Here is a 25,162-nt window from a genome sequence, read left to right as displayed (position 1 = left end):
GCATAAAAAGTACGTTATAATCCTTCTATAAAATAAATAGTTAGCTACACTCATATAATCGCGGGGATATGGCCTGCAAGTTTCTACCGAAGTACCGTAAATACTTTGACTATGAGTGAGGACGAATATAATTGCTTGTTTAGCATTCTTTTTTTGCGAAACTCCAAAAGCGCGTCTCTCACTTGTAACGAGTGGTGGCGGCTTTTGGAGTTTTTTTATTGCATAAGAGGGGGAACAAACATGAAAGTATTACAAGAAAAGATTTTGAACGAAGGAAAGGTTTTATCTGGTGATGTATTAAAGGTGGATGCATTTTTAAATCACCAAATTGATCCAGTACTTATGCAAGAAATCGGAAAAGAATTTGCCAAACGTTTTAAAGAAGAGAACATTACAAAAATCGTGACGATTGAATCTTCAGGCATTGCACCAGCGGTTATGGCTGCATTAGAGCTTGGTGTAAAAGTAATTTTTGCACGAAAACGTAAATCGTTAACGTTACAAGATAATATGTACGTTGCAAACGTATATTCATTTACAAAACAAGAAACAAATGAAATTTCATTATCTCGAAATCATATTGATGAAAATGATCGCGTGCTAATCATCGATGACTTTTTAGCAAACGGTCAGGCTGCTTTAGGTTTAATGAGTTTGGTAGAGCAAGCAGGAGCAAGTATTGCAGGAATTGGAATTGTTATTGAAAAAGCATTTCAAGATGGAGGAAAGAAGCTTCGTGAACAAGGCGTTCGTGTTGAATCACTAGCAGAAATTGCATCACTTGATAACGGCACAGTTACATTTGTACAGCAAGAAACTGCGGAGGTGAAATAAACGATGAAGCAGCATCCATTTAAAATTGCATCGCTTGGTATGCAGCATATGCTGGCAATGTATGCTGGAGCAATTATCGTTCCGCTTATTGTGGGCGGTGGACTTGGTTTAAATCAAAAAGAATTAACATATTTAGTCTCAATTGATTTATTAATGTGCGGCGTTGCGACAATTTTACAAGCATTATCAAATCGCTTTTTCGGTATTGGACTTCCCGTTGTACTCGGTTGTACATTTACAGCCGTTGGACCGATGATTGCGATTGGAAAACAATACGGTGTGTCTTCTATTTATGGAGCAATTATTGCTGCTGGGTTATTCGTTGTTATTTTTGCGAAATTATTTGGAAAGCTTGTAAAACTATTTCCACCTGTTGTAACAGGATCTGTTGTTACTGTAATTGGAGTTACACTTGTTCCAGCAGCAATTAATGATATGGCTGGAGGAGTAGGAAGTAAGGATTTCGGTAGTCTTGAAAATTTAGCATTAGCATTTGGTGTGTTACTATTTATCATCATTATGTATCGTTTCTTTGATGGATTTATTCGTTCAATCTCTATTTTACTAGGTCTATTGTTCGGTACAATCGTTGCAGCGTTTATGGGGAAAGTAAGCTTGCAAGCGGTTGGAGAGGCTGATTGGTTCCATGGTATTCAACCATTTTACTTCGGTACACCAACATTTGAATTAACACCAGTTATTACGATGATTCTCGTCGCTTGTGTAGGGATTGTAGAAGCAACGGGTGTATACTTTGCATTATCTGATATTTGCAATAAAAAAATCGGTGAAAAAGAATTAACAAAGGGCTATCGAGCAGAAGGATTAGCGATGGTGTTAGGTGGTATTTTCAACGCGTTCCCATATACAACTTACTCTCAAAACGTAGGACTTGTTCAATTAACTGGAGTAAGAAATCGCGTTATTATTTATACTTGCGGTGGTATGTTAATCGTTCTTGGATTCATTCCTAAAATCGCAGCTATTACAACAATCATTCCGAAATCAGTACTTGGCGGTGCTATGCTCGCAATGTTCGGTATGGTAATGGCATATGGTATTAAAATGTTAAGTAGCGTTGATTTTGGCAAACAAGAAAACTTATTAATTGTTGCATGTTCTGTCGGAATTGGGCTTGGGGTTACAGTTGTTCCTACATTATTCTCACAACTTCCTGAAAACATTCGTATTTTAACAGATAACGGAATTGTACTTGGAAGTGCGTCAGCAGTACTTTTAAATATCGTATTTAATATGGTGCCGCAGCGTAAAGTGAAAGTAAAAGAAGAGCCGGTGTCTATGCAAAGTGCAGTAAGAGAAGCGTAAAAAAGCAAGGTCTCGTTATGAGACCTTGCTTTTCTTTTTAAGTGGCATCATTTTCCCGTAAGTACCAAGACGCCAAATGTACTCAAGTGGTCCGTATTGGTAATGTGAAAGCCACCAGCGGCTAATAAAGATTTGTAACGTGTAGAAACTAATGCAGAATAGTGGTCCAACCCATAGTGGAGCCAGATAATCATTTTTAAACAATAGCCCGAATACAAGTAATGTAACAATTGTATGCGAGATGTAATTTGTTAATGCCATTCGTCCAACGTATTGGAATGGACGTAATAACGTTTGCCATTTTTCTTTTTGTAATAAACGCATTAACGTGACAATGTAGAAGATGAACAATGTCTTTCCGCTTATCATCGTAATGCCCATAAGTGAAAATGGTGTGTATGGTTGATTGTTCATAAAGAAGTAAACCATAATAAACCACATCGGTAATGTTAAAATGAACATAATGATTTGCCATTTTTTAAGTTTTGGATCTAATTCCTTAGCACGGCGGAAAATGTCTTTTTTACCGGCATATAATCCGAGTAAAAACAATCCTAGTGTTTCAGGAAGCATAATAAGACTGTTACTTATTGCTTCAGAATAGAAAGAATAGAATCTGTCTGTAATTTGTAAGCCCCAGTTTTCTAACGGCATAATGGCTATGGAAAGGCCTAGTTCATCTACCGGCACTAATAACATGACAAGAGAACCTAATAATGTGAACAATTGCATGAAACTTAATAGTACAATTGACCATATTAAAATAGTACGTGTCTTTCTTTTGTAAAATAAAAATAAGAAAAACCCGGTAATTGCATAAGTATGTAAAATGTCACCGTCCCATAAAAGAACGTAATGTAAGAACCCGAATAATAATAAGATAAGTAAGCGGCGAACAAACAAAGTTTTTGGACGATCGGTCTTCGCCTCAGCACGATTCATAAAAATATAAAAACCTAATCCGAATAAAAACGAAAAAATTGTATAAAATTTCGTTTGAATAAACATATCGTAAAATAGGCGAATATAGCTGTCTATCCCTTCGTAAATTCCTGTAATATCACGTGAGTCAACCCCGGCAATAATTGGCCAGTTAACAAGAAAAATACCTAATACAGCTATTCCTCTAATAATATCAATGGAGTGTATCCTCTCGCCTTGTGTGAGATTTTGTGTCATTTTTTTCCTCCTTGTTAAGTAATTCCCTTTTATTATACAAAATGTAAGATGGAGGGGGTAGGGGATATTTCCATTTTTTTAAACTGTTAAGTTATGTAGGATGAGATATAATAAGAGTGCACAACAAGTTTTAACCTTTTTCAAAACAGGCAGTAAAGCTCCTTCTTATAAGGAGCTTTCTTTATGAAAAGTGTTGATAATGATTCTCTTTAATGATAAAATGTATTCAAAAGTGATAATCATTATCAAAAAAGGTTGGTGCATGAGTATGGTATATGCATTAGTAGCAGGTACAGTTGCTGTATATGCAGTTATTGCAAAGTATGTTTTAAATGGAGTAGGAACAGCAAAATGAGTGATATGACATAAAATCCCTTTCATTTGTAAAAAGAATGAAAGGGATTTTTTATTTTTAATGAGAATATGCTGAAAATTTAGTATGATAGTAAAGTGAAACTGTAATCAATGGGTAGGTGTAACTCTCACTGGTTATGAGCTCGCAATTAGCGGGGAAAAGTATATACATCTTGGATAAAGGGGAACAAGGGGATGACAAACATAGTACAGACAAACGGTATGAAAAAACTTGTTTGTTTTTATGAAGAGTGGCAAAAACACGGCGATGCAGAGAATAGCTTAAAGTTGTTTGAAGTAATTCAAAAATATAAACGAGAGCAGCTTATGATAGCGTTCTGCGGTCACTTCTCAGCAGGGAAATCAACGATGATGAATCATCTATATAAAGCGCAGTTGTTACCAACAAGTCCAATTCCGACAAGCGCTAACGTCGTTAAAATTGAAAAGGGATTTGATCGTGTTGTTGTAACGATTAAATCTGGAGAACAGTATGAATATGACGGTGCATATTCAGCAGAAGAATTAAAGCAAATTTGTAAAGATGGCGATGAGGTAATTGGTGTTCATATTTATCGGAATGATGCACCAATTCCTGAGGGTGTTATGTTAGTTGATACACCAGGGATTGACTCAACAGATGATGCCCATCAACTAGCGACAGAATCAACGCTACATCTAGCAGACGTAATTTTTTATATGATGGATTATAATCACGTCCAATCGGAAGTGAATTTGCAATTTGTTAAAGAATTGAAACAACGTAATAAAACGGTTTATCTCGTTGTAAATCAAATAGATAAACATAAAGAAAATGAATTATCATTTGAGGATTATAAAGATAGTGTGAAACAATCGTTCTCTAACTGGGATATTGAAGTAGATGGAGTTTATTATACGTCATTACGAATGATGAACCATCCACATAATGAAATTGGAAGCTTAGAAACATTAATTACTTCTATTATGAAAGAAAAAGAGCAGTATGTAAGAGAGGGAATGGAGCGAGAAACAGAACATTTAATGGGAGAACATTTCTCGTTTATTGTTTCTGAAAATGAAAAAGCTCTTTTGACATATGAGGAAGAGTTAGCATCACCGCTTTTGATTTCAGAAATAGTTGAAAAGAAAGAAGAGCTAACGGAAACTAAACACCGCGAGGCTAGTAAAGAATCTCATGTGAGAAACGAATTTATAAAAGGTTTACAAGCTATATTAGATAACGCGTATTTAATGCCATTTGAAATGAGAGAATTGGCAAATGCATATTTAGAAACGAAATTAACAAAGTTTAAAGTTGGTTTGCTATTTGCGAAAGGAAAGACGGAGCAAGAAAAACAAAGACGTGTAGAGGCGTTTTATTCTGCCCTTCAAAAGACTGTTGAAACGCAACTTGATTTTCATGTGAAAGAATTTATTGTAGCCTTCTTAAAAGAAGAAGGATTGTTCACGGAGGAAATTGGGAAAGACATATATGCTTTAGAAATTGCTTTTGGACCAGAAATGTTAGCTGAAGTCATTAAACAAGGTGCAGGTTTCACAGGTGATTACTTACTTCTTTATACAGCGGATGTAGCGAATGAACTGAAGAAACGTTATTTTACAAAAGCACAGCAAATTTTTGATAAAAGTGCAGTCGTTTTAAAGCAAAAAGTGAAGGAAGCAGTTGCTCGTATGGAAGAAGAGATTGAAAAATATACGATGTTGCAAACGGCAAAAGAGACGGAATTACAATACAGTAACAATTTAGAGACATATGAAAGTTATTTACAAAATGTTTGGCACGAGCGTGTTGCTACACCAGAAGGATTGCAAATAGAGGAGATATTGCAACGTGAAAAACAAATTGTTAGTGAGAAATTCACACTACAAGAGCAGGAAATGGTAAATGATAACGTAGTGGCTCATGAAGAAGAGATAAAAGGAACGGCAGCTTTAAATATTCAGCGTATATTAGAGAAAGTGAAGAAAGCTGAAATGATATTAGAGCCATTGCCAGCGCTGAAACATGTACAGCAAGAGGTGATAGAAAAAAGGCGTCGTGTGGAAACGAAACAATTTACAGTAGCGTTATTCGGAGCTTTTAGTGCTGGGAAATCATCATTTGCCAATGCCTTACTTGGTGAGAAGGTACTTCCTGTATCACCAAATCCGACGACGGCAACGATTAATCAAATTTTGCCGGTTACAGAGGAAAAACCACACGGAACAGTAATGGTTCAATTCAAATCAAAGCAAGCTCTATTAGAAGATATGAAAGCTGTTTATAAGCTGTTTCATTATGAGATTACTACGTTAGATGAGGCGTTAGCACAAATTGATAAAGTTATGAAATATCCTTCACCGACTGGGAAGCAAAAAACAACATTTAGCTTTTTACGAGCGGTACAAAAAGGGTATGATGCAGTTTCTACTTATTTAGGAGAACAAGTACAAGTCACATTAGAAGAGTTCTCTGATTATGTAGCGAATGAAGAAAAATCATGCTTCGTTGAGTATATGGAGCTTTATTATGATTGTGCTTTAACAAGGCAGGGAGTAGCGCTTGTAGACACACCTGGAGCGGATTCTATTAATGCTCGCCATACGGATGTTGCATTCCAGTATATTAAAAATGCAGATGCTATTTTATTTGTAACATATTATAACCATGTATTCTCTCGTGCTGATCGTGAATTTTTAATTCAGCTTGGGCGTGTAAAGGATACTTTTGCCCTTGATAAAATGTTCTTCTTAATTAATGCGGCGGATTTAGCAGAGTCTGAAGAAGAACTTGAAATGGTAAAAGGTTATATCGCAGATCAGCTACTGCAATACGGTATTAGAAATCCGCGTTTATTTGCAATTTCAAGTTTATGTGCGCTTGAAGAGAAACAAGGAAAGAATGTTGAAAAAGAGAAGTATGGTATTTTACAAAACTCTGGAATTACTAAGTTTGAGGAATCATTTACGTCCTTTATGATGAGAGATTTAATGCTTGTTTCTGTGCATGCTCTATATGGTGCGTTGCAAGGGGCAGATCAACTTTTAGTAAACATGATAAATGGTGCAAAGCAGGGGAATGAAGAGAAAGAGAAGCAAACGAAAAAATATGAAGCAGAGCGTGATCAACTACTTCATATTATTTCATCATATAGTGTACTTGCTGAAGAACAGGCGATGCAAAATGAAGTGAAAGAGTTGCTTTATTACGTGCAACAGCGTCTATTCCTACGTTATAACGATGTGTTTACTGAATTTATTAATCCGGCGTCACTTCGAACGGATGGAAATGTGAAAACACAATTGCAACAGTGTGTTATGGAATTAGTAGCATTTATTCAGCATGATTTATTACAAGAAATGCGTGCGACATCATTACGTCTTGAAAAATGGATAGACGAAGCGATGAAGCGTGCAAAGGACGAAATTGTAGTGAACTGTAAAGTAGAAAATCAATCAATTTCTATGAATGGAACAGTTGAGTATGAATATAAAGATATTACACATAAAGAACCGTTCCCTTCAGTTGAAATAAAAGATTTCAAAAAAGCACTGGCACATTTTAAAAATGAGAAAAGCTTTTTTGAAAAGAATGACAAAGCTTTTATGCAAGAAGACGCTAAATCTGTATTAGAACCGCTTGTATCAAACTATGTAGCCGATGAAAAAGATTTATTTGTCCATCATTATAAGCAAGAATGGGATATGAAGTGGAACTTATTCCAAAAAGTGATGCAACAAGATGTAATGAACTATTATGAAAGTATATTGTTTGCATTGGCTGAAACGATCGATGTATCTCTATATGAACAAAGTAAAGAACAATTGCACAATCAGTTAGTAGAGATTGAAAAAGAAATTTATGTTATATAGTCGTTATGAGAAAAAGATTCGTTCAATTTTCTTTTGCAGTACAGTATCTAAAGATTTGACAAATCCAGCAAATTCATCGGTAGAAATCATATGAGTAAGAACGAGTCGTCTGCCATCTGGTGTTTCACCGCATAAGACGAATGAAGAAAATTCGTATGTTTTATTTTCAACTACTAATTTTGGATAGGAATACGTGTCGCTTTTCTTCTTCTTTCCATCAATAGAGATGACGTTGCATTTTTTCTCATTGTTGTCCATGGTGAATCCCTCCTTTCTATTATTTATGGTAGACAAGGAGGGTTTAGAACAATAGAGATGGGGGGATTTTTTATGTCTTTTGTAATAGAACGTATTTTAAAAGAGGCTATACCGAAGTCTTTATTGCTACTTGCTGATCCAAGTGAACGGCAAATAGCTATATATGTACAAAGAGGGTTAACATACGTAGCAAAGCAAGGGGGCAGCATCATCGGTGTGTATGTTCTTTTGGAAACAAGGCCGAAGACGATGGAAATCATGAATATTGCGGTTGCAGAGCATTTGCAAGGAAAAGGGATTGGGAAGAAGCTATTAAGGCATGCCGTAGAAACTGCTAAAGGATATGGTATGTCAAAACTTGAAGTTGGTACAGGCAATTCTAGTGTTTCACAACTTGCTTTATATCAAAAATGTGGATTTCGTATTTTTTCTATTGATTTTGATTACTTTTCGAAGCATTATGAAGAAGAGATTATTGAAAATGGCATTGTATGCCGTGATATGATTCGGCTTGCAATGGAATTGAATTAGAACGTATAACTTATTTAGGGGGAAGAGAAGATGGAAGTACATAAAGCAATTACAGCACATTCTCGTAAACAAAATGAAAGTGTAAAAGCATGTTTACAATTAGATGCGCAGCGTGAAGCAGCTATTGAAGCAGCCGTATCTCTTGCGTCAAATGGGAAAGAATTTTCGGTTGATGTCATTAATGTTGTAACAAAGCAAATTAATGATCTTGCAAAAAATGGTGTTACCTTGCAGCGTAAATATGTTACAGAAGAAATGGTTATGGAGTATGTAAGTCGTTTACAAGAGAAAGAAGGTCGTTAAAGATGATAGTTACAGTCGAATGGTTACGTGAGCATATAGAAGATGAGAACGTCCGTGTAATCGATTGTCGTTTTGATTTAGCGAATCCTAATTGGGGTAGAGAAAAGTATGAAGAAGAACATATTCCTCATGCGTTATATTTTGATTTGAATTTAGATTTATCAAGTCCTATAGCAGAACATGGTGGCCGCCATCCGTTGCCAAGCATTGAAGAGTTTGCGGACAAGCTTTCGGAGGTTGGTATTGATGAACATACGACAGTAATTGCGTATGACAGTCAAGCTGGTGCAAATGCTGCTCGTTTATGGTGGTTATGTAACTATGTAGGACATGAGAAAGTATATATATTAGATGGTGGTTTCCCGGTTTGGAAAGAGAATGAACTACCGACAACAACGGAAATTTCTGTTGTTATACGAAAAACATTTAAAACAAACATACAAGATCATATGCTTGTATCGATGGAAACAGTAAGAGAGAATATCCAGGCAGGTGCAGATGTTACGTTAATTGATTCAAGAGAGCCAAAACGTTATGCTGGTGTAGAGGAACTTGTCGATCATAAAGCAGGACATATTCCGACAGCAACAAACTATTTTTGGAAGGATGGAATGTTGCAATCAGGACAATTTAAGAATGAAGCTGAGCAACAAGAACGATTCCAAAATCTGTCGAAAGATAAGGAAACCATTGTATATTGTGGTTCTGGTGTTACGGCATGTCCAAATATCATTGCGTTAAAATTGGCTGGATTCCAAAATGTTAAATTGTATGCAGGTAGCTGGAGTGATTGGATTTCTTATCCAGAAAATCAAATTGCAAAAGAAGAAGATTAATCACTTGCATGCAAAAATAATTTGTATTAAAATAAGGTCACAAGCAAGAGATTGCTCGAAAAACTTTGTATTTTACACATTGGAAACAATGTGATAATATAACGACAAGTAAATAATACATCCTGCGGTGTACGTAACTTATTTATGTCTAAAACCGATGTTAGTTATACGGAAGCTCAATATTTAGCGACCATCATCAAGCCTTCCTTGTGGAGGAAGATGTACGGTAACTGTGAGGGCATCCACCTGCGAGTAGCGGGTTTTTGGACATTTACGAGGAGCGGCACGTGCGGGGGTCTTATTTCAACTAACCTTATATAAAATTCCTACGGTGTACGTAGCTTATGCATGTCTTAAACCAATAAGTTTAATATGGAAGTTCAATATTTAAATGTAGCTAACATGCCATCTTTTTAAGAAGGAAGTTACAAACATTTGTGAGAGCATCCACCTGTGAGAGCAGGTTTATGGACATCTAGAGAGAACGGCATATGTGGGGCTATATAAAAACCTTACGTTTTATACGTAAGGTTTTTTTGTTGCATAGATATATCAATATTATCTTGATTCACCTGTGAAGTTTCCGTAATAAATGTAGCACTTTCTGTCTTCATCAATCTCTCTTGAATCCAAGGAGAATTCCATAGACATGCCGTCTCGCTGAATATATATAATATCTGAATGAAGAGATGGTAAAATTTCTTCGTAGTTCCATACATCTTGACTATCTACTAAGCTTGAACTCGTTTCACTTAGTTCTCTAATTTCAAAACCGATGTGGGAGTATGTAGGGTCTGAAGGGTCATTGGCGAAAACTTCTTTTTGAATATAAATAACTGCTGTTCCGTCTGGATCAACCGAAGTTGCAGTAACAACATAAGTATTTTTCTCTTTAATAAAATATTCACAAGTCATGCGTGCGATAATTTCAGAATTAGAAATATTGGCGTAGTTCCATAAAGCAGGATACCCTTTCGTTTCATCATTAAGTCGATATTCTAAGCGCATTTAATCCCTCTTCTTCCTTTTTCTTCTACTTTATCATGCCATCCTATATAATAGGAATAGAATTTAAAAAGGGGAGTGCGAAGGTGACAAAAACGAAATGGCTAGTAGGTGGTGTCGTAACGTCTTTAATGACTGGCACTTTATTTGGCTGCGCACAAGATCTTCCCCCAAAACCGAATGATAATAGTTGTTCTGATTGGGATTGGGATGATGAACTTGGGGTATGGCAGTGTGATGATAGTAGTTCAGGTTATCGTGGGCATTATTTCTATGGTGGGCGATACTATCAAAATAAATCCACTTTTAAAAATTCATCGGCATTTAAATCGTATCAATCGTCTGCTGAATTTAAAGGTGGAATTGGAAGCGGTTCAAAGGGAGGATTTGGGGGCTAAAATATGTCGCAATACATAAGGGATCGAAAAGAATTTTATTTAAAATATCCGAATTTTTGGTCGGATTTATATGAATGTGAGTATAGTTTGTTTCATGTTTTTTCTATAACAAATCAGACTTTGGACCAATTACACTTAGCGACTGAACGAATGGGGAAAATATTTTTTAAGACTGCTAGACTGCTGCGTAATTTAAGTGACGAACAGCTTCTAGATCTTGGCTTTCCATCCGCGAGTTTATCATTCATTAGAATGAAAGGGATTTATCCTGAATCTGTAATTTCGCGATTTGATTTTGCTGTAACAGAGGATAATAAAATCAAAATGCTTGAGTTTAATAGTGATACACCAACTTTTATTGTGGAATGTTTTCAAATGAATGGGAAAGTATGTGAAAATCTAGGCTATGATGATCCAAACTCGGATCAAGAACGATTGCTATCTTCTGGTGTAACGAAAGCAGTAATGGAAGCGACAAAGGGATTAGATAATCCAAATGTTGTTTTTACAGCACATCATGAACATATCGAGGATTGGAATACCACTATGTATTTAAGTCAGCTATGCCATGTTGAAAATAAAGTAGTGCCAATGTCAGAACTTAGAATTACAAAGGATGCTCTAGTCGATAAAGATGGGGCGAAGATTGATGTTTTATATCGCCAAACATATCCGATAGAAGATTTAATTGAGGATCAAGATCCTGAAACAGGAGATTTGGTAGGTGTGGAACTGTTACAACTTGTAAAAGCCGGAAAGCTTTTTATAATAAATCCTTTGTCAGCATTTTTACTTCAGCCAAAATCAATTCAGTGTCTTATTTGGGGGTTAGCAGAAGAAGAGGTCTTTTATACAAATGAGGAACAACAGTGGATTAAAGAATATATGTTACCTACATATTTAGAACCAGATTTATTTTTAGGAAAAGGTTCTTTCGTTCAAAAACCTTCATTTGGGAGAGAAGGAGATACAATTACGATTCGCGATAAAGACGAAAATATTATGCTTCAAAATGCACAGGAAACGTATAAAGCGTCACTGCCGATATTTCAAAAGTATACCGAACTGCCAGTCGTATCCTTGGAAACAGAAAAAGGGATCGAGAAACTGTCATATGTGTTTGGTTCGTTTTTAATTGCTGGAAAAGCGAGTAGTATCGGTATTCGTGCGGGAGAAAAGATTACAGGAAATGAATCGTACTATTTACCGGTAGGTATAAAAAGGAGGGGAAAAAATGATTAATTTTTTATTATATTTAGCAGTAACACTCGGCCTTTTATGTATAGGTCTGTTCTTGATGGAAGTGACAACGAAAGTAAAGGAATTTAAGTTAATGGCTCAAGGAAATAAGGCGGTAAGCTATGTGCTTGGAGGACGATTACTTGGGTTAGCTGTTGTTTTATATTCGACAGCAGCTAATTCAATTTCACTTCTTGATATGATTTCGTGGGGAGCAGTTGGGATTTTGGCTCAAATTATCGTCTTTTATTTAGCTGAGTGGCTTACACCACGCTTTAATATAAACAAAAGTCTCGAAGAAGATAATCAAGCAGTCGGTCTTTTTCTTATGTTTTTATCGCTTTCAATTGGGATTGTAATCGCTGGTTGTATAACTTATTAAAAACTTTACGTTTAAACGTAAAGTTTTTTATTTTATCCCGCTATTTGCCGGGCAGCCCGATTGGTGAGGGCTAATAATCAGTGGGGGATGAACAAAACCCCCACTGATTAAAGTTTCACTTTATATACGTTAGTTTGCCATACCTTTTGAAAAAATTGTAGGCTACGGTTGACATCTATTTTAAATAAGAGTAACATTTTCAATGTAATGAAAATAAGTCTCTGTTAGGTGAGGCTCCTGTATAGAGAAATGCTACTGCCCAAAAATGTCGAGAGACGCCAATGGGTCAACAGGAATGATCGAATTAAGGTTTTTCTTAACGTAGCTGGTAATGTACCTATGCTATACAGTGCTAAAACTCGGTGAGGGAGAGGTCCGTAGATTTCTAATTATATTAGAAATCGTTTATTTGTGTATGTAATGGCCGCTACTCTCTTAAGGGTAGGGGTCTTTTTTGTTACCAAGCTATGAGTAATTTCATAGTATAAACTATAAAATTAAACGAGGAGGTGAGGAGCATGTCAAATTCTGACTCGGTTCCGTTACCCATATACTTCAAATCAAAAATGTATGATGTAGGCAGGAAACGATTTGTTCCTCCCTCTATATTTATCACAATGTAGCGTTTATAAAGCGCTAGACAAAAAGTGGATAAATTGAGAAACAAAGCGTTTCTTCCTATGTTGTAAAGGAGGAGACGATAATATGTTATATGCAAACAAAACAGTGGGTAACACGTCATATAAACTAAATAAAAAATCAATAAAAGAACAAACAATGCTCCAAAAAAATAAAGATTTATTAATTGAAATTGCAACAAGAGATGTAAAATCTGTATTTGCATATTTTAAAACAACAAGAGACGGACTATCAATGAAAGAGGCGCAAAAACGTATTCAAGTATATGGCCGAAATGAACTAACTTCAAAAAGAGCAATTCTTGCAGAAGTAATGATGAAGCTTGGTGGCATGATTCCAGGTTTTTCAAAACAACGTGTGTGTGATGAATTACAACGTGAAACGATTACTGTATCTAGAGTAGAATGTTCTAGTAGTACAGGGCTAAATAGTGAACTGAAAATGATGGAGATACCAGTGCAAGAACTTGTACCTGGAGATATGATTTTTCTTTCGGCTGGAGATGCTGTGCCAGCTGATGTACGTATTATTTATGCAGATGATTTATTAGTGAATGAGTCTGTGTTAACGGGAAACGAAGCGAGTATAGAGAAGTTTGAAAGCTGCTATCACCTTGAACGTAAACGATTTATTCCATTAAAACGGATGAAAGATTATAATCCACTTGAGCTTGAAAATGTATGTTTTAAAGGTTCACATATCGTTAGTGGAAGTGCAAAGGCTGTCGTTGTTTCTACTGGAAAAAATACGTATTCAGGCATATTGCATACTTGTTGTAGTAGAACGTCTTAATGTGTTAATGGTGCTAAATATACAAAAACAATGTATAATAGACAAAGTTGAGCAAAAACGTAGAATGGTAATCTATTTATATAACCTTACGTGATAACGTGAGGTTATTATTTTTTTAATAGGAGAGGAATTATGAAAAAAGTATTATTAGTTGATGGTATGGCACTATTATTTCGTGCTTTTTACGCAACAAGTGTCTACGGACAATTTATGAAACGACAAGATGGAACCCCTACGAATGGGATTCATGGTTATATGAAACACTTGTTAACAGCTACGCAAGCGATTGAACCAACACATATCGTTACATGCTGGGATATGGGAAGTACGACATTTAGAACAGAATCGTTCTCGAATTATAAAGCAAATCGTGCAGCGCCACCAGAAGAATTAATTCCTCAATTTGATTTAGTGCAAGAAATGACTGCGAAATTATCCATTCCAGTTATCGGTATGAAAGGCTACGAAGCGGACGATTGTATCGGTACGCTTGCAAAACAATACTGCAATGAAGCTGAAGTTTATATTTTAACTGGTGATACAGATTTACTTCAACTTGTTGATAAGAGCGTTACAGTTATGCTTCTGCGTAAAGGAATTGGAAATTACGAATATTACACACCGGAGAAAATCATGGAAGAAAAAGGTGTAGAGCCGTGGCAAATCGTCCATGCAAAAGCTTTCATGGGAGATACAAGTGATAATTATCCAGGTGTAAAAGGTATCGGTGAAAAAACAGCGTATAAGCTTATTCAAGAGCACGGAACAGTATCCGCTGTACTAGAAAATGTAGAATCATTAACAAAAGCGCAGCGTACGAAGATTGAAAGTGATTTAGAGAACTTAAATATTTCGTTGCAATTAGCACAAATTCACTGTGAAGTTCCAATTTCATGTTTACTAGAAGAGGGATTACACACAATGGATGAAGAAAAACTTAGATTTGTTTGTGAAGAAATGAATTGGGGAAGACCTGAAATATTAATAAATATGCTATAAATAGTTTGGAAAGAGGGATGTTGCATAAGTCGAAATTTGACTTGGTGACACCTTCTTTTTGTTTTTGTAAACAGTATTATAGTAAATAAAATTATGTCGAACTCAATTTTAAATATATAAATGTTTCGACAAGATATAATGATAAAAGTTGATGGGAATAGTAATTTTTATAATGAAGTGAATTAATTTCAACATAGTTTTAGAGAGTCTTTTTTTCGTGTTCACAAAGTTGTCAGAAAATAAACGGAATTTTCATATGAAGTTCAAATAGAATTCACAACAATCAATTATTATAAGGACACACAGATAATTCTTTATCTTTTATATAAACCATCCCCCAAGGAGGACAATGAAAATGAGAAAAAAAGTGAGAAAATCTTTTAAACAATTATTAATTGAAAATAAACAATCACTATTAAATAATAAAGAAAATATGAAAGAAATTGAAGAGAGAATTGAGAAACGACATGTAGCATATAGTGGTGCCAGTAATTAAATAAAATAAAAAAAGATAGCCTATATAGGCTATCTTTTTTATTTTATATTGAAAAAACGCTATTCATCTCTTTAATTTTGTAAATATGCAAGATATTTTTATAGTGTTTTTCTATCAATATTACTCATTTTTCGAGGTTGAAATTGGTATATACCAATTTTTGAGATTTACTATTCATAATATTACAAAAAATGTTACAATACACTCAAATTTATACTATAAAATCATTTTAATATGAAAAATTGGAATGAAAAGAAAGGAGAGGAATATGAATAAAGATGTCGCTTTGAAATGATTAGTATCATTTCATTAGGAGTTGATGTAAAAAGATGAAGAGATACGAAGAATTGGACTCTATAAGAGGGATTTCTTCATTAGTAGTAATGATTGGTCATCATTTAATGATTTTTTCAGCATTTCAAAATTACAGTTATGAAGATAATAAACCATTTGTTGTGTATCTATTAAAAGAAACGCCTGCTCGTCTAATTTTTAGTAGTGGTAACGAATCAGTTATTATCTTTTTTGTTTTGAGCGGATTTGTTTTGTATGAATCTATTCAAAAAAACTATAGTAGCTATGGGTCATACCTTTTAAAACGTATATGCAGAATATATATTCCTTATATTGTGGCAATAATTATAGCGATTATATGCCAGACTACAATTAGTGAATATGGTATTTCTTATTTAAGTGAATGGTTTAATCGCTCATGGACGATTGAAAGTTCTTCAAGCTTAATCGCACAACATATTTTATTGGTTGGGAAATATAATACAGATGCATATAACGGTGTGATTTGGTCGCTTGTCCATGAAATGCGAATATCAATAATTTTCCCGTTAATTTTGATGATTTGCTTACGAAAAACGTTAAGGGGTTCATTACTATTATTGTTTAGTTTTAGTATATGTTCTGTCATCATATTATTTTTGTTTCGTTCGGGCTTAACATTAACAAGCTATGCATTAACTTTGCATTATACGGTGCTATTTTTACTAGGAGCACTAGTTGCGAAGTATAAAAATAATTTAATAGTTTTTTATAGTAATTGTACTAAAAACACGAAAATTGCATGGTTTTTATTTGCGATTTTACTTTTTATGTATGAAGGGCTTATTGGAGAAATGAAAGTGCTCAATAATTTTATATTTCGAGACTATGTAGTGGCGATAAGCGCATGTCTATTTGTCATATTAAGCTTGTCAATATCAACTTTGTCGTCCTTACTACGTAATAAATACTTGTTATATTTGGGGAAGATTTCTTACAGTCTTTATTTATATCATATTATATCGTTATTTTCCCTTATATACATGCTCCATAAAATATTACCGTTGCCTATTATTTTAATTTTTTCACTTGTTTTTTCGTTTATATTTGCAATGCTTTCGTATATATATGTAGAAAAATTTGCATTCAGAGTCGGAAAGTATGTAACAAAACAAGTGGATAGAAAGAAGAGAGGGGTATCTGTAAAGAGTGACTTGCAGGATGTTATTCAGAAAAGGGCGGTGAAATAATTGAAGCAAGAAATGAGTATAAAAGATTTTCAACAATTATTGAAAAGAAGATTCGTAACGATTATTTTAACGATGTGTTGTTTAACCGCTTCTTTAGTTCTTATCTCTATGTATGTTTTAAAGCCGTCATATCAATATTCAACGCAAATTCTTGTTGGGAATTTAGATGAGTTTAATAAGGAAAATTCAACAAATAAAACACAAGAAAATAAGCAACTAGTAACATCGTATGTCGATATTTTAAAAAGCCCATTAATTATATCAACAGTCAAAAAAACTTTGAAATTAGAGCAATCAAGTTATGAATTAGCACAAAAAATCTCGGTGGTGAATACAGACAACTCACAAATTGTAACTGTTACAGTAAAAGATTCCAATCCGAAAGTCGTGAAAGACATTGTAAAGACATTGGCAGAGCAATCACAACAAAGTTTTCAACAGTACACAAATGTACAAGGTGTGAAAGTGTTGACGGATCCTGAGTTACAGGAACAGGCTGAAAAATTGTTTCCGAAATTTCAACTGATCATTCCTATTTCTTTAATTGTTAGTTTTTTTGTTGGGATAGGTTTAGCTGTATTTCGAGATTATTTTGATGAACGTATATACACGGAACAAGATTTAGAGAAAATAACAACAGTCTCTGTTATTGGTCACATAAATGTGAAACCGAATAGAAAACAGAAATCTACAGAGATTGATAAACAATCATCTATATATCGAGGTGAACATGTCGATGTTTAGAACAAAGAAACAGCTGCCATTCGATTTGCATGATGATCTGATGAAAGAGCAGTTTTATACGGTGTATCACGAGCTGAGAAAATCTGGAAAACAACTATTCACAGTTAGTTCAACGAAGGACAGAGGGGTTGTTGCCTCACTTATAGTAAATATGGGTCTAGTGTTTGCAGAAATGAAGAAAAAGGTGTTACTTATTGATGTGAATTTTTCTGACCCTAAATTACATGTATTATTACAAAGTGATCACATGATAACCGTAAACGATATAATAAGCTCTTTCCCCTGCAATTATGAATCTTTTTCTAGTAATTTGTCTAAATACTTATATTGTATTCCTGCAAAAAAAACAGTACACACAGGGACGCCCTTAGTTGCTATGGATGAATTTGATAATGCGATTGCTAAGTGGAAAGAAGACTTTGATTACATTTTCTTTTATTGTTCTGAAGTATTTGATCTTCCTGCTACGCACATTATTGCAGAGAAATGCGATGGAATGGTCTTAGCAGTTAAAAAGCGAAAAGATTCACTACGTACAGTGCAAAAAGTAATAGCGGATATAAATAGGAAAGAATGTGAATTAATAGGTATAATTTTATATTCTTGAATGTGGGGGTAACGATCCATGATTCGTGAAACAAATCAAGCCAAGTTGTATACGATTCCGGCTCAAGAAAAGCCTAGCATATTGAATCGAAGTGTAAAACGCTTGTTTGATATTATATTTTCAATCATATTGTTACTATTAACGATACCAATTATGTTGTTCTTTTGTATTATGATTACTTTAGAAACATCAGGGGCTCCAATTTACTTTCAAGAACGTTTAGGTATAAACGGGAAGAAGTTTAATGTATTTAAATTAAGATCAATGGTAAAGGATGCTGAAATAAATGGCCCACAATGGGCAAAAGAACATGATTCAAGAATTACAAAAGTTGGATTGTTTATAAGAAAAACGAGAATTGATGAATTACCACAACTTTTAAATATTTTAAGAGGAGATATGTCTTTTGTAGGCCCTAGACCAGAGAGAGAGTTTTTTTATAATGAGTTTGATACGTTTATTCCAGAATTTAAGGATCGTTTAATGGTAAAACCAGGATTAACAGGATGGGCACAAATAAATGGAGGATATAATCTTGATCCAAAGGAAAAGTTGAGGCTGGACATGGAGTATATTGAAATGAAAACATTTCGGCTGGACATCCGTATTTTATGTAAAACCGTTTTAATTGTATTGAACGGTAATGGTGCAAGATAAATATATATGTAAACAAACAACATATGTAAGTAGGTTACTTGCAAAGGAGAACTTGTATGGGTAGATCTATTCTAAACAATATTATCCATCTATTTTATAGTACGATTTTAGCTAACCTTCTTCAGGCCGTCAGTTTAATTGTTTTAGCAAACTTTTTTAACGCACAACATTATGGGATGTTTAGTGTTGCCATAGCAGTGACGTTTGTTATGTTATTTTTTACAGACTTAGGACTTAGTAATACGTTTCTTCGAGAAGGGGCAAAGGATGGAGCAGATTTAGAGAAGATTTTATCATCGTATATAAAAATAAGGATGATTCTACTTATTCTTATTTCTATAATCGGTTATATTGTTATTCATTATATGTATGCGGATAAAAATTTAATTTATATGATGATAAACGTAATGTTTTTCATGTTAATAGGATTAACTTGGCAAAACATAGGAATTGCCTATTTTCAACTGACGGAACGTATGAAGTATATAGCGCTCATTAAAGTTGTATCAGCATCGGTTGTCATTATAATTACATGTTTTTGTATTTTCGGAGAGTTACCGGTGTATGTAACGGCTCGCTTATATGCTTTTGGGTATATGATCGGTGGTTTATTCAGTATATATATCATGAGAAGAAAGACGAAAATGAATATGAAAGTCGTAATTCATAAAGCTTTATTTTGGCAATTAACTCCCTTTATTATTAGCGGTTTTTTAATAATGAGTACGCCACAATTAGCACCTATCTTGCTTAACTATACATTGCCATTAAGTATGGTAGGTGTTTTTGCAGTGGCGTACCGGATGCCGGCAGCTTTATATCAAGTACCAGGGGTAATTGCAGGTGCATTTTTTCCAGTGCTCTTTAAGCATTATAACCAGAATAATATAGAAGAGCATACGAAATTAAATTTGCTTCAAATTAAATCAATGGCGATTGTAGGAATATGTATGACGATCGGTTTATATCATTTAGCACCATACTTTATTTCTATATTTTTTCATGAAGAATGGAGCAATGCAGTAGAGCCACTCCAAATATTATCATTTCTTATTGTGCTACAAAGTTTAAATATTGCTATTGCTGACGGTTTAACGACGAGTGGATGTCAAAATAAGAGAACTGTTGTGCAGTGTGTAGCATTGGTGATCGGTGGAGTTATGCTTTATAGCTTTAGTAGTCTTGGTGGAGTGATAGGAGCGGCATACGCTATGGTTTTATTTGAAATAGTCGCTTTAGTGGGATATATAGCGGTAAGTGTAGTGAAGAAAAAAATTGTATTCCAAATTGTAATACCGTATACAATTTATTTTGGTGTAACCTTTATTGGAGTGCAATATATATTACATACATATCATTTAATTGCGCTTGTTCTTAATATACTAATTGTAGTAGCTGCCATATTCCTATATGATTATGAGCTAAAAAAACTTCTTCTTTCTTTTATAAGAAAAATACGCAAAAAGGATTATATTACGAAACAGGGGATATAGCCTATGGAAAATAATATGAAAGTATCGATGGGATGGATTATTCTTCTAATATTATTTGTTATGTTAAGTAAATACAATTTATATATTGGATTTTCATTGAAAATATATATGATTTTTTTAGTCATATATTTTTGTTTAACAATTAAAGACTTTCATATTCAAAAGTTATATTTTCATGAAGTTATATTTTTACTGTTTTATTTCATTTATTGTTTGAGTGGAATTCTTTCTATGTATTTAAATGCTAGTATTCGTATGATTTTTGGCGTGCTACTTGTTTTAGGATGCTATTTTATAATGAGGAATTTATTGGGAAATACTGAAATAGTGGTACTTGAATCATCTATTGCTTATGTAGGAGTAGTATTTAATGTAGTAAGTCTAATACTCTATATAATCGGTTTACAATACTTTAGTTTATACGGTGGAGAAGAGAGAGAAATTTTTGCCGGGTTATTAGTTGATAGAGGATATCCACGGTTAATTGGATTGCTAGATGATCCTAACATTTTTATTTTCTATAATACAATATTTTTTATGTACTATATGACGAATTTACAAAATATTACTAACATCCTAGGGTTAATTTTATGTGTTACGACGAGTTTATTAACCTTTTCAAGGGGCGGTATATTAGCGCTTGTACTTGTCGTATTTGTATATATATGTATATCTAGTTTCGCCAAAAAAATAAAAATAATTATGAGTTTAGTATTGTTTAGTGTAGTTATTTTTAGTTTATCGAATAGTGTAATGGGGGGCCAATTAGATGACATATTAAATAAACGAATTTCTGATTTTTCCCATGATAATGGAAGTGGTAGATTTACATTATGGGAAGCTGCTTTTAAATATTATTTATCCAATCCATATATCGGAATCGGTGCTTTTAACTTTTCGAATTATTATGAGTATCAATTTAATGAAAAATTATATGTACACAATACATTTTTAGAAATTTTGTCTGAATCGGGTACAATTGGTTTTCTTCTATATAGTGCGTTTTTATTCATATTAATGTTCAAGCTAGCGCAGCATACTTTGTTTCGTGAAAAACCATATCTTCTATTGACTATGATTGCATTTTTATTTCAGATGATGTCATTGTCACTCATTATTAACGAAGCGTTCTTTTTATTTTTAGCAGTTGTTGTGAAGTATATTTCAATATATGAAGGAAGGGGAAAGATAGATGGTAAAATGTCTATCAGCACATAACGAGCCGCCTTATGTTTCTGTAATAACACCTTCTTATAATAGTATACGATTTATAGGTGAGACAATTTCATCTGTACAGAATCAATCGTATGAAAACTGGGAAATGATTATCGTTGATGACGGTTCAACCGACCAATCTGCCGCAAAAATTAAAGAGATAATAGAAGGAGACTCACGAATTAGGTTATTATCATTAAAAGAAAATGTTGGTGCTGCTAAAGCTCGGAATTTAGCGATCCAAGAGGCAAGAGGAAGGTATATTGCCTTTTTAGATAGTGATGATATATGGTTGCCGCATAAATTGAAGACACAATTGTTATTTATGGAAGAAATGAATATAGCTTTTTCATATGCGTCGTATAGTTTAATTGATGAAAATGGTAATGAACTAAATTGCGAAGTGAGTGTACCAAAATCTGTTGACTATCATTATTTAGTAGGAAATACAATTATCGGTTGTTTAACAGTGATGATTGATCGTGAAAAAATTCCATATGTCGAAATGCCTAGTATACAGCCGGAAGATACAGCGTTATGGCTGAACTTATTACATGAAGGGTATGAAGCAAAAGGGATACAGCAAGTGTTAGCAAAATATAGAATTGTTACAAATTCTGTTTCTAGAAATAAAATTAGAGCAGCTTTCCGGTATTGGAAATTGTTAAGGGAACAAGAACGACTGAATTCGATGCAAATTTTTTACTATTTTAGTAAGTATGCTTATCATGCTTATAAAAAAAATAAAATCAATGTAGTTGGGAAGACGCAATTATGAATATACTGTTGATGACAGATAAATTGATAACTGGCGGAGCCGAGAGCTATTTCTGTAAATTGGAAAGTAATTTGCGTTATGATGATTTTAAGATTTATACAGCTGCAGGTGATGGAGAACTATATGAATCTCTTACTAGAAAAGAAAATTTTATATTACTTAGTCGATGGAATCATTTGAGAAATATTTATTATTTACGAAACGAAATTTGTAAACGAAAGATAGAACTTATTCATGCAAATAGTTTGCGAATGGTATTATATGCTTTTCTAATTCAAAAGTTTATTAAAAAAAAGATGAAAATTGTTTATACGAAACATAATGTAACGATATTAGAAAAGAAAATGCCAACGCTTTTTCGTTATTTCATGAATAAATATGTAAACAATATTATTACAGTAAGTGAGTTTGAAAAGAATAATTTAATTTCAATTCATGTAGCAGAAGAAAAAATAAATACAATTTATAACGGTGTCGATATTGAAAAGTTTTTATTCCAGCAGAAGAAGAAAGAATCTACATATAAAATAGGGATATTAGCTAGATTATCCAAAGAGAAAAACCATCAACTATTTGTCAAAATTGCAAATGTGTTGAAAAAGAGAAATGATTTTATGTTTTATATTGCTGGTGATGGACCAGAGAAAGAATCGATTATGAAAGAAATAGAAAAATATGGATTGCAGCAAAGGGTGAAGATGCTAGGGAATATTTCAGAGCCGCATGAGTTTATAGGGAATATGGATGCCTTACTTTTATTATCTTTTCGTGAAGTGTTTCCAATGGTAGTAATTGAAGCGATGGCTACAGGGACACCAATTGTTTCAATTGATGTTGGCGGAATACATGAAGCGGTAATAGATGGAGAATCAGGCATTTTGATATCTGAATATTGCGAATCTGAATTCGCAAGTGCACTTGAAGAACTACAAGGGAATGAAGAAAGGGTAAATGATATTAGATTGAAAGCACGAGAGAAAGCAGTGAGGTATTTCTCGTTAACTAAAATGATAGAAGAAACGAAAAATATATATGAGTTAAACAAATGACCGGGTAGGTCGTTTGTTTTTTTTATTATAGAAACTTTTAAGAGAGAACTCACATATTATATGAAAAAAGGTAATATGAGGAGTGAATTTATTTTGTCAGAATATATTTCTTCCCAAGAAGATTGTGCGCCAGAAAGTAGCGTTCACATTGATTGTTTTGGCGCAGTTCCAAACTCGGGAAATGATAGCTCATTAGCAATTCAGCAAGCTATTGATTATTGTGTAGCGAATCGAATTTCGACGGTTAGAATTACAGGGGTAAATACGTACAAAATTGTAAAGCCGATTGTTATTAAATCAAACGTAAGATTAGAGTTAGATCCTACCGTAACGCTGCAAATTGATGGGGATTTTAATGCATTTGAGCTACAAAGTAACGCTTCGATAGTTGGTGGTACTATTCAAGTTATAAATTCATTGTTTCAATCTGCTGTTATTTATGTTTCTGGTTCACAACAAATCGAAGTACCTAATCAATCTGTTATATCAAATATAAATATAATAAATACAACTCCATCGTATAAAGGAAAAGCTATACATTTTTATTGTCAAAAGGCATGGGATTATATTAGTTTCTTTCAAGTTAAATTTATTCAAATTAAAAACTTTCAAACTGCAATATATTTGAAAACAGAGTATATAGATGATATCAATACACCTTGCTGGATTAACGCCAATGTATTTCAATCTATATTTATTGATGGATGTGTGTATGGGATTGAAGTAGATGGAAATAGTGATTTGCCAAATGAAAGTTCAGGAAATACGTTTCATGATATTCAAGTGCAATGTAGACAACAAACGAAAAAAGCAATTCGTTGCTCAGGTGCGTATAATACATTTGATTGTATGATTTGGGATACGTACCGGATGAGTAGTGAACAGATTGTCATTGAATTTTCTTCTAATTCGCATCGTAACTACCTTTTTTCAAATTTACTTTCTACAACTATTGTAGATAAAGGACAATACAATGTTTGTAAGTCTACCTATGAAGAATCTCTTCGAATTCAGTTACCGATTACGTTAAATAAACCACATTTAATAGGGAATCAAGATGATATTTTAGTAAATGCTCAGCAGAAGTATACGATTAAGCAAGTAAGTGGGAAAGTGCCTTACGGGGGGAATCTCGCAAATTGCTTTAATTTAATAGATGAACAAAGTGTAAACTATATTGACGTTCCAGATAGTAATCCAGTTGTAATTGAACTGGATTTTACGAAAAAACCAATACAAATGTTAAATTGTTTTGGAATGTATTTTGGGTGGGGAGAGAGCCCAAAGAAAATTAAAATTGAATATGCATTAAGCGCAACTGGAAGTTGGGTTATCGCGTTGGATGTTCCGTTAAATGTTGGCGATACAATTATATCGAATATGAAGGCGAGTCAGATATATAAAGTTAGAATTACATTAAGTGGTTATTCTCAAGATCATAAGCGTTTTCGAATTAATCGTATTTTTGCAAGGTCTTCTATGGAAAACGGGAACGCTTGGTTAGCGACAACTGGTGGAAGAATGTTTGGAGATATTGAAATAGAGGCAAGTAAAGGTATAATCATGAAGACTGCTAGTGGAGTGAAATGGAAAGTTACTATTAATGAAGCTGGCCAACTTATTACGACTAAGATAACTTGAGATGTTGTTTAATTGTATATCCTTGGACG

Annotated in this window: 24 protein-coding genes, 2 other RNA genes and 2 riboswitches; of the genes, 23 read left to right on the top strand and 3 right to left on the bottom strand. The window is 33.8% G+C overall.

Features of this window, described 5'->3' with window-relative positions; genetic code table 11:
* The first annotated feature begins 30 nt into the window (after nucleotides 1-30).
* Nucleotides 31-132: riboswitch (purine riboswitch) on the top strand.
* 108 nt (nucleotides 133-240) lie between these two features.
* Nucleotides 241-834 (top strand): xanthine phosphoribosyltransferase, encoded by a 594-nt coding sequence (locus CQ064_RS01565; protein WP_000866483.1) that lies wholly within the window; start codon nucleotides 241-243, stop codon nucleotides 832-834.
* A gap of 3 nt (nucleotides 835-837) precedes the next feature.
* The gene (gene pbuX / locus CQ064_RS01560; protein WP_000809230.1) at nucleotides 838-2,160 is read left to right on the top strand and encodes a xanthine permease PbuX; all 1,323 of its coding nucleotides are present in this window, start codon (nucleotides 838-840) and stop codon (nucleotides 2,158-2,160) included.
* 15 nt (nucleotides 2,161-2,175) lie between these two features.
* On the opposite strand, the gene CQ064_RS01555 is transcribed toward pbuX, so the two are convergent.
* Entirely contained in the window at nucleotides 2,176-3,339 is a 1,164-nt protein-coding gene (locus tag CQ064_RS01555) for a DUF418 domain-containing protein (RefSeq protein WP_000193179.1), read from the bottom strand.
* 549 nt (nucleotides 3,340-3,888) lie between these two features.
* On the opposite strand from CQ064_RS01555, the gene CQ064_RS01545 reads away from it, so the two are divergent.
* Nucleotides 3,889-7,548 (top strand): dynamin family protein, encoded by a 3,660-nt coding sequence (locus tag CQ064_RS01545; protein WP_000182158.1) that lies wholly within the window; start codon nucleotides 3,889-3,891, stop codon nucleotides 7,546-7,548.
* Nucleotides 7,549-7,551: 3 nt separating this feature from the next.
* Here CQ064_RS01545 and CQ064_RS01540 read toward each other — a convergent pair whose 3' ends face one another.
* On the bottom strand, nucleotides 7,552-7,806 hold the full coding sequence (locus tag CQ064_RS01540) for a DUF3931 domain-containing protein (protein WP_000369740.1): 255 nt from the start codon (nucleotides 7,804-7,806) through the stop codon (nucleotides 7,552-7,554).
* 72 nt (nucleotides 7,807-7,878) lie between these two features.
* Between CQ064_RS01540 and CQ064_RS01535 the strand changes: the two genes are divergently transcribed.
* From CQ064_RS01535 to ssrS (CQ064_RS01515), 5 genes are all read left to right on the top strand, one after another.
* A complete protein-coding gene (locus CQ064_RS01535) occupies nucleotides 7,879-8,337 on the top strand; it encodes a GNAT family N-acetyltransferase (RefSeq protein WP_000011411.1) in 459 nt (152 codons plus the stop codon).
* 30 nt (nucleotides 8,338-8,367) lie between these two features.
* The gene (locus CQ064_RS01530; protein WP_000451820.1) at nucleotides 8,368-8,640 is read left to right on the top strand and encodes a YpbS family protein; all 273 of its coding nucleotides are present in this window, start codon (nucleotides 8,368-8,370) and stop codon (nucleotides 8,638-8,640) included.
* A gap of 2 nt (nucleotides 8,641-8,642) precedes the next feature.
* The gene (locus CQ064_RS01525) at nucleotides 8,643-9,476 is read left to right on the top strand and encodes a sulfurtransferase (RefSeq protein WP_000637577.1); all 834 of its coding nucleotides are present in this window, start codon (nucleotides 8,643-8,645) and stop codon (nucleotides 9,474-9,476) included.
* A gap of 116 nt (nucleotides 9,477-9,592) precedes the next feature.
* A non-coding RNA gene (ssrS, locus tag CQ064_RS01520) (6S RNA) lies at nucleotides 9,593-9,775 on the top strand.
* A gap of 21 nt (nucleotides 9,776-9,796) precedes the next feature.
* A non-coding RNA gene (gene ssrS, locus CQ064_RS01515) (6S RNA) lies at nucleotides 9,797-9,980 on the top strand.
* 54 nt (nucleotides 9,981-10,034) lie between these two features.
* On the opposite strand, the gene CQ064_RS01510 is transcribed toward ssrS (CQ064_RS01515), so the two are convergent.
* Nucleotides 10,035-10,484 (bottom strand): hypothetical protein, encoded by a 450-nt coding sequence (locus CQ064_RS01510; RefSeq protein ID WP_001235522.1) that lies wholly within the window; start codon nucleotides 10,482-10,484, stop codon nucleotides 10,035-10,037.
* A gap of 83 nt (nucleotides 10,485-10,567) precedes the next feature.
* On the opposite strand from CQ064_RS01510, the gene CQ064_RS01505 reads away from it, so the two are divergent.
* From CQ064_RS01505 to CQ064_RS01430, 15 genes are all read left to right on the top strand, one after another.
* Complete coding sequence (locus CQ064_RS01505; RefSeq protein WP_000169030.1) at nucleotides 10,568-10,879, top strand: hypothetical protein; 312 nt, start codon at nucleotides 10,568-10,570, stop codon at nucleotides 10,877-10,879.
* A 3-nt stretch (nucleotides 10,880-10,882) separates the two neighbouring features.
* Nucleotides 10,883-12,121: a glutathionylspermidine synthase family protein gene (locus tag CQ064_RS01500; protein WP_000084934.1), complete on the top strand. Its 1,239-nt coding sequence runs from the start codon at nucleotides 10,883-10,885 to the stop codon at nucleotides 12,119-12,121.
* A complete protein-coding gene (locus tag CQ064_RS01495) occupies nucleotides 12,114-12,500 on the top strand; it encodes a DUF350 domain-containing protein (protein WP_000606862.1) in 387 nt (128 codons plus the stop codon). Before CQ064_RS01500 ends, CQ064_RS01495 begins: the two co-directional genes overlap by 8 nt.
* A 213-nt stretch (nucleotides 12,501-12,713) precedes the next feature.
* Nucleotides 12,714-12,879: riboswitch (M-box (ykoK) riboswitch) on the top strand.
* 326 nt (nucleotides 12,880-13,205) lie between these two features.
* Nucleotides 13,206-13,931, top strand: a complete 726-nt coding sequence (locus CQ064_RS01485; RefSeq protein WP_000964944.1) for a P-type ATPase actuator domain-containing protein — start codon at nucleotides 13,206-13,208, stop codon at nucleotides 13,929-13,931.
* A gap of 132 nt (nucleotides 13,932-14,063) precedes the next feature.
* A complete protein-coding gene (locus CQ064_RS01480; RefSeq protein ID WP_000757074.1) occupies nucleotides 14,064-14,930 on the top strand; it encodes a 5'-3' exonuclease in 867 nt (288 codons plus the stop codon).
* Nucleotides 14,931-15,285: 355 nt separating this feature from the next.
* The gene (locus CQ064_RS01475; protein ID WP_001228048.1) at nucleotides 15,286-15,426 is read left to right on the top strand and encodes an FbpB family small basic protein; all 141 of its coding nucleotides are present in this window, start codon (nucleotides 15,286-15,288) and stop codon (nucleotides 15,424-15,426) included.
* Nucleotides 15,427-15,755: 329 nt separating this feature from the next.
* A complete protein-coding gene (locus CQ064_RS01470; protein ID WP_000833051.1) occupies nucleotides 15,756-16,949 on the top strand; it encodes an acyltransferase family protein in 1,194 nt (397 codons plus the stop codon).
* Nucleotides 16,950-17,693 (top strand): YveK family protein, encoded by a 744-nt coding sequence (locus CQ064_RS01465; protein WP_000807062.1) that lies wholly within the window; start codon nucleotides 16,950-16,952, stop codon nucleotides 17,691-17,693. It abuts the gene before it with no gap.
* Nucleotides 17,680-18,300 carry a CpsD/CapB family tyrosine-protein kinase gene (locus tag CQ064_RS01460; protein WP_015055103.1) on the top strand — a complete coding sequence of 207 codons (621 nt, stop codon included), beginning with the start codon at nucleotides 17,680-17,682 and terminating at the stop codon, nucleotides 18,298-18,300. The genes CQ064_RS01465 and CQ064_RS01460 overlap by 14 nt, the downstream gene beginning before the upstream one ends.
* Before the next feature lie 18 nt (nucleotides 18,301-18,318).
* Nucleotides 18,319-18,957 carry a sugar transferase gene (locus CQ064_RS01455; protein ID WP_000617645.1) on the top strand — a complete coding sequence of 213 codons (639 nt, stop codon included), beginning with the start codon at nucleotides 18,319-18,321 and terminating at the stop codon, nucleotides 18,955-18,957.
* Between the two features lie 56 nt (nucleotides 18,958-19,013).
* Nucleotides 19,014-20,450 (top strand): oligosaccharide flippase family protein, encoded by a 1,437-nt coding sequence (locus tag CQ064_RS01450; RefSeq protein ID WP_000533733.1) that lies wholly within the window; start codon nucleotides 19,014-19,016, stop codon nucleotides 20,448-20,450.
* A gap of 3 nt (nucleotides 20,451-20,453) precedes the next feature.
* Nucleotides 20,454-21,668 carry an O-antigen ligase family protein gene (locus tag CQ064_RS01445; protein ID WP_000429873.1) on the top strand — a complete coding sequence of 405 codons (1,215 nt, stop codon included), beginning with the start codon at nucleotides 20,454-20,456 and terminating at the stop codon, nucleotides 21,666-21,668.
* The gene (locus CQ064_RS01440; protein ID WP_000237685.1) at nucleotides 21,643-22,443 is read left to right on the top strand and encodes a glycosyltransferase family 2 protein; all 801 of its coding nucleotides are present in this window, start codon (nucleotides 21,643-21,645) and stop codon (nucleotides 22,441-22,443) included. The genes CQ064_RS01445 and CQ064_RS01440 overlap by 26 nt, the downstream gene beginning before the upstream one ends.
* Nucleotides 22,440-23,492: a glycosyltransferase family 4 protein gene (locus CQ064_RS01435; RefSeq protein WP_001023702.1), complete on the top strand. Its 1,053-nt coding sequence runs from the start codon at nucleotides 22,440-22,442 to the stop codon at nucleotides 23,490-23,492. Before CQ064_RS01440 ends, CQ064_RS01435 begins: the two co-directional genes overlap by 4 nt.
* Nucleotides 23,493-23,585: 93 nt before the next feature.
* Nucleotides 23,586-25,133: a glycoside hydrolase family protein gene (locus CQ064_RS01430; RefSeq protein ID WP_000006059.1), complete on the top strand. Its 1,548-nt coding sequence runs from the start codon at nucleotides 23,586-23,588 to the stop codon at nucleotides 25,131-25,133.
* Nucleotides 25,134-25,162: the final 29 nt, after the last annotated feature.

The sequence above is a fragment of the Bacillus sp. MYb78 genome, from assembly GCF_002975115.1.
GTDB lineage: Bacteria > Bacillota > Bacilli > Bacillales > Bacillaceae_G > Bacillus_A > Bacillus_A cereus.
Note: the sequence above shows the minus strand (reverse complement) of the source record. Positions and strands in the feature narration are given on the sequence as shown.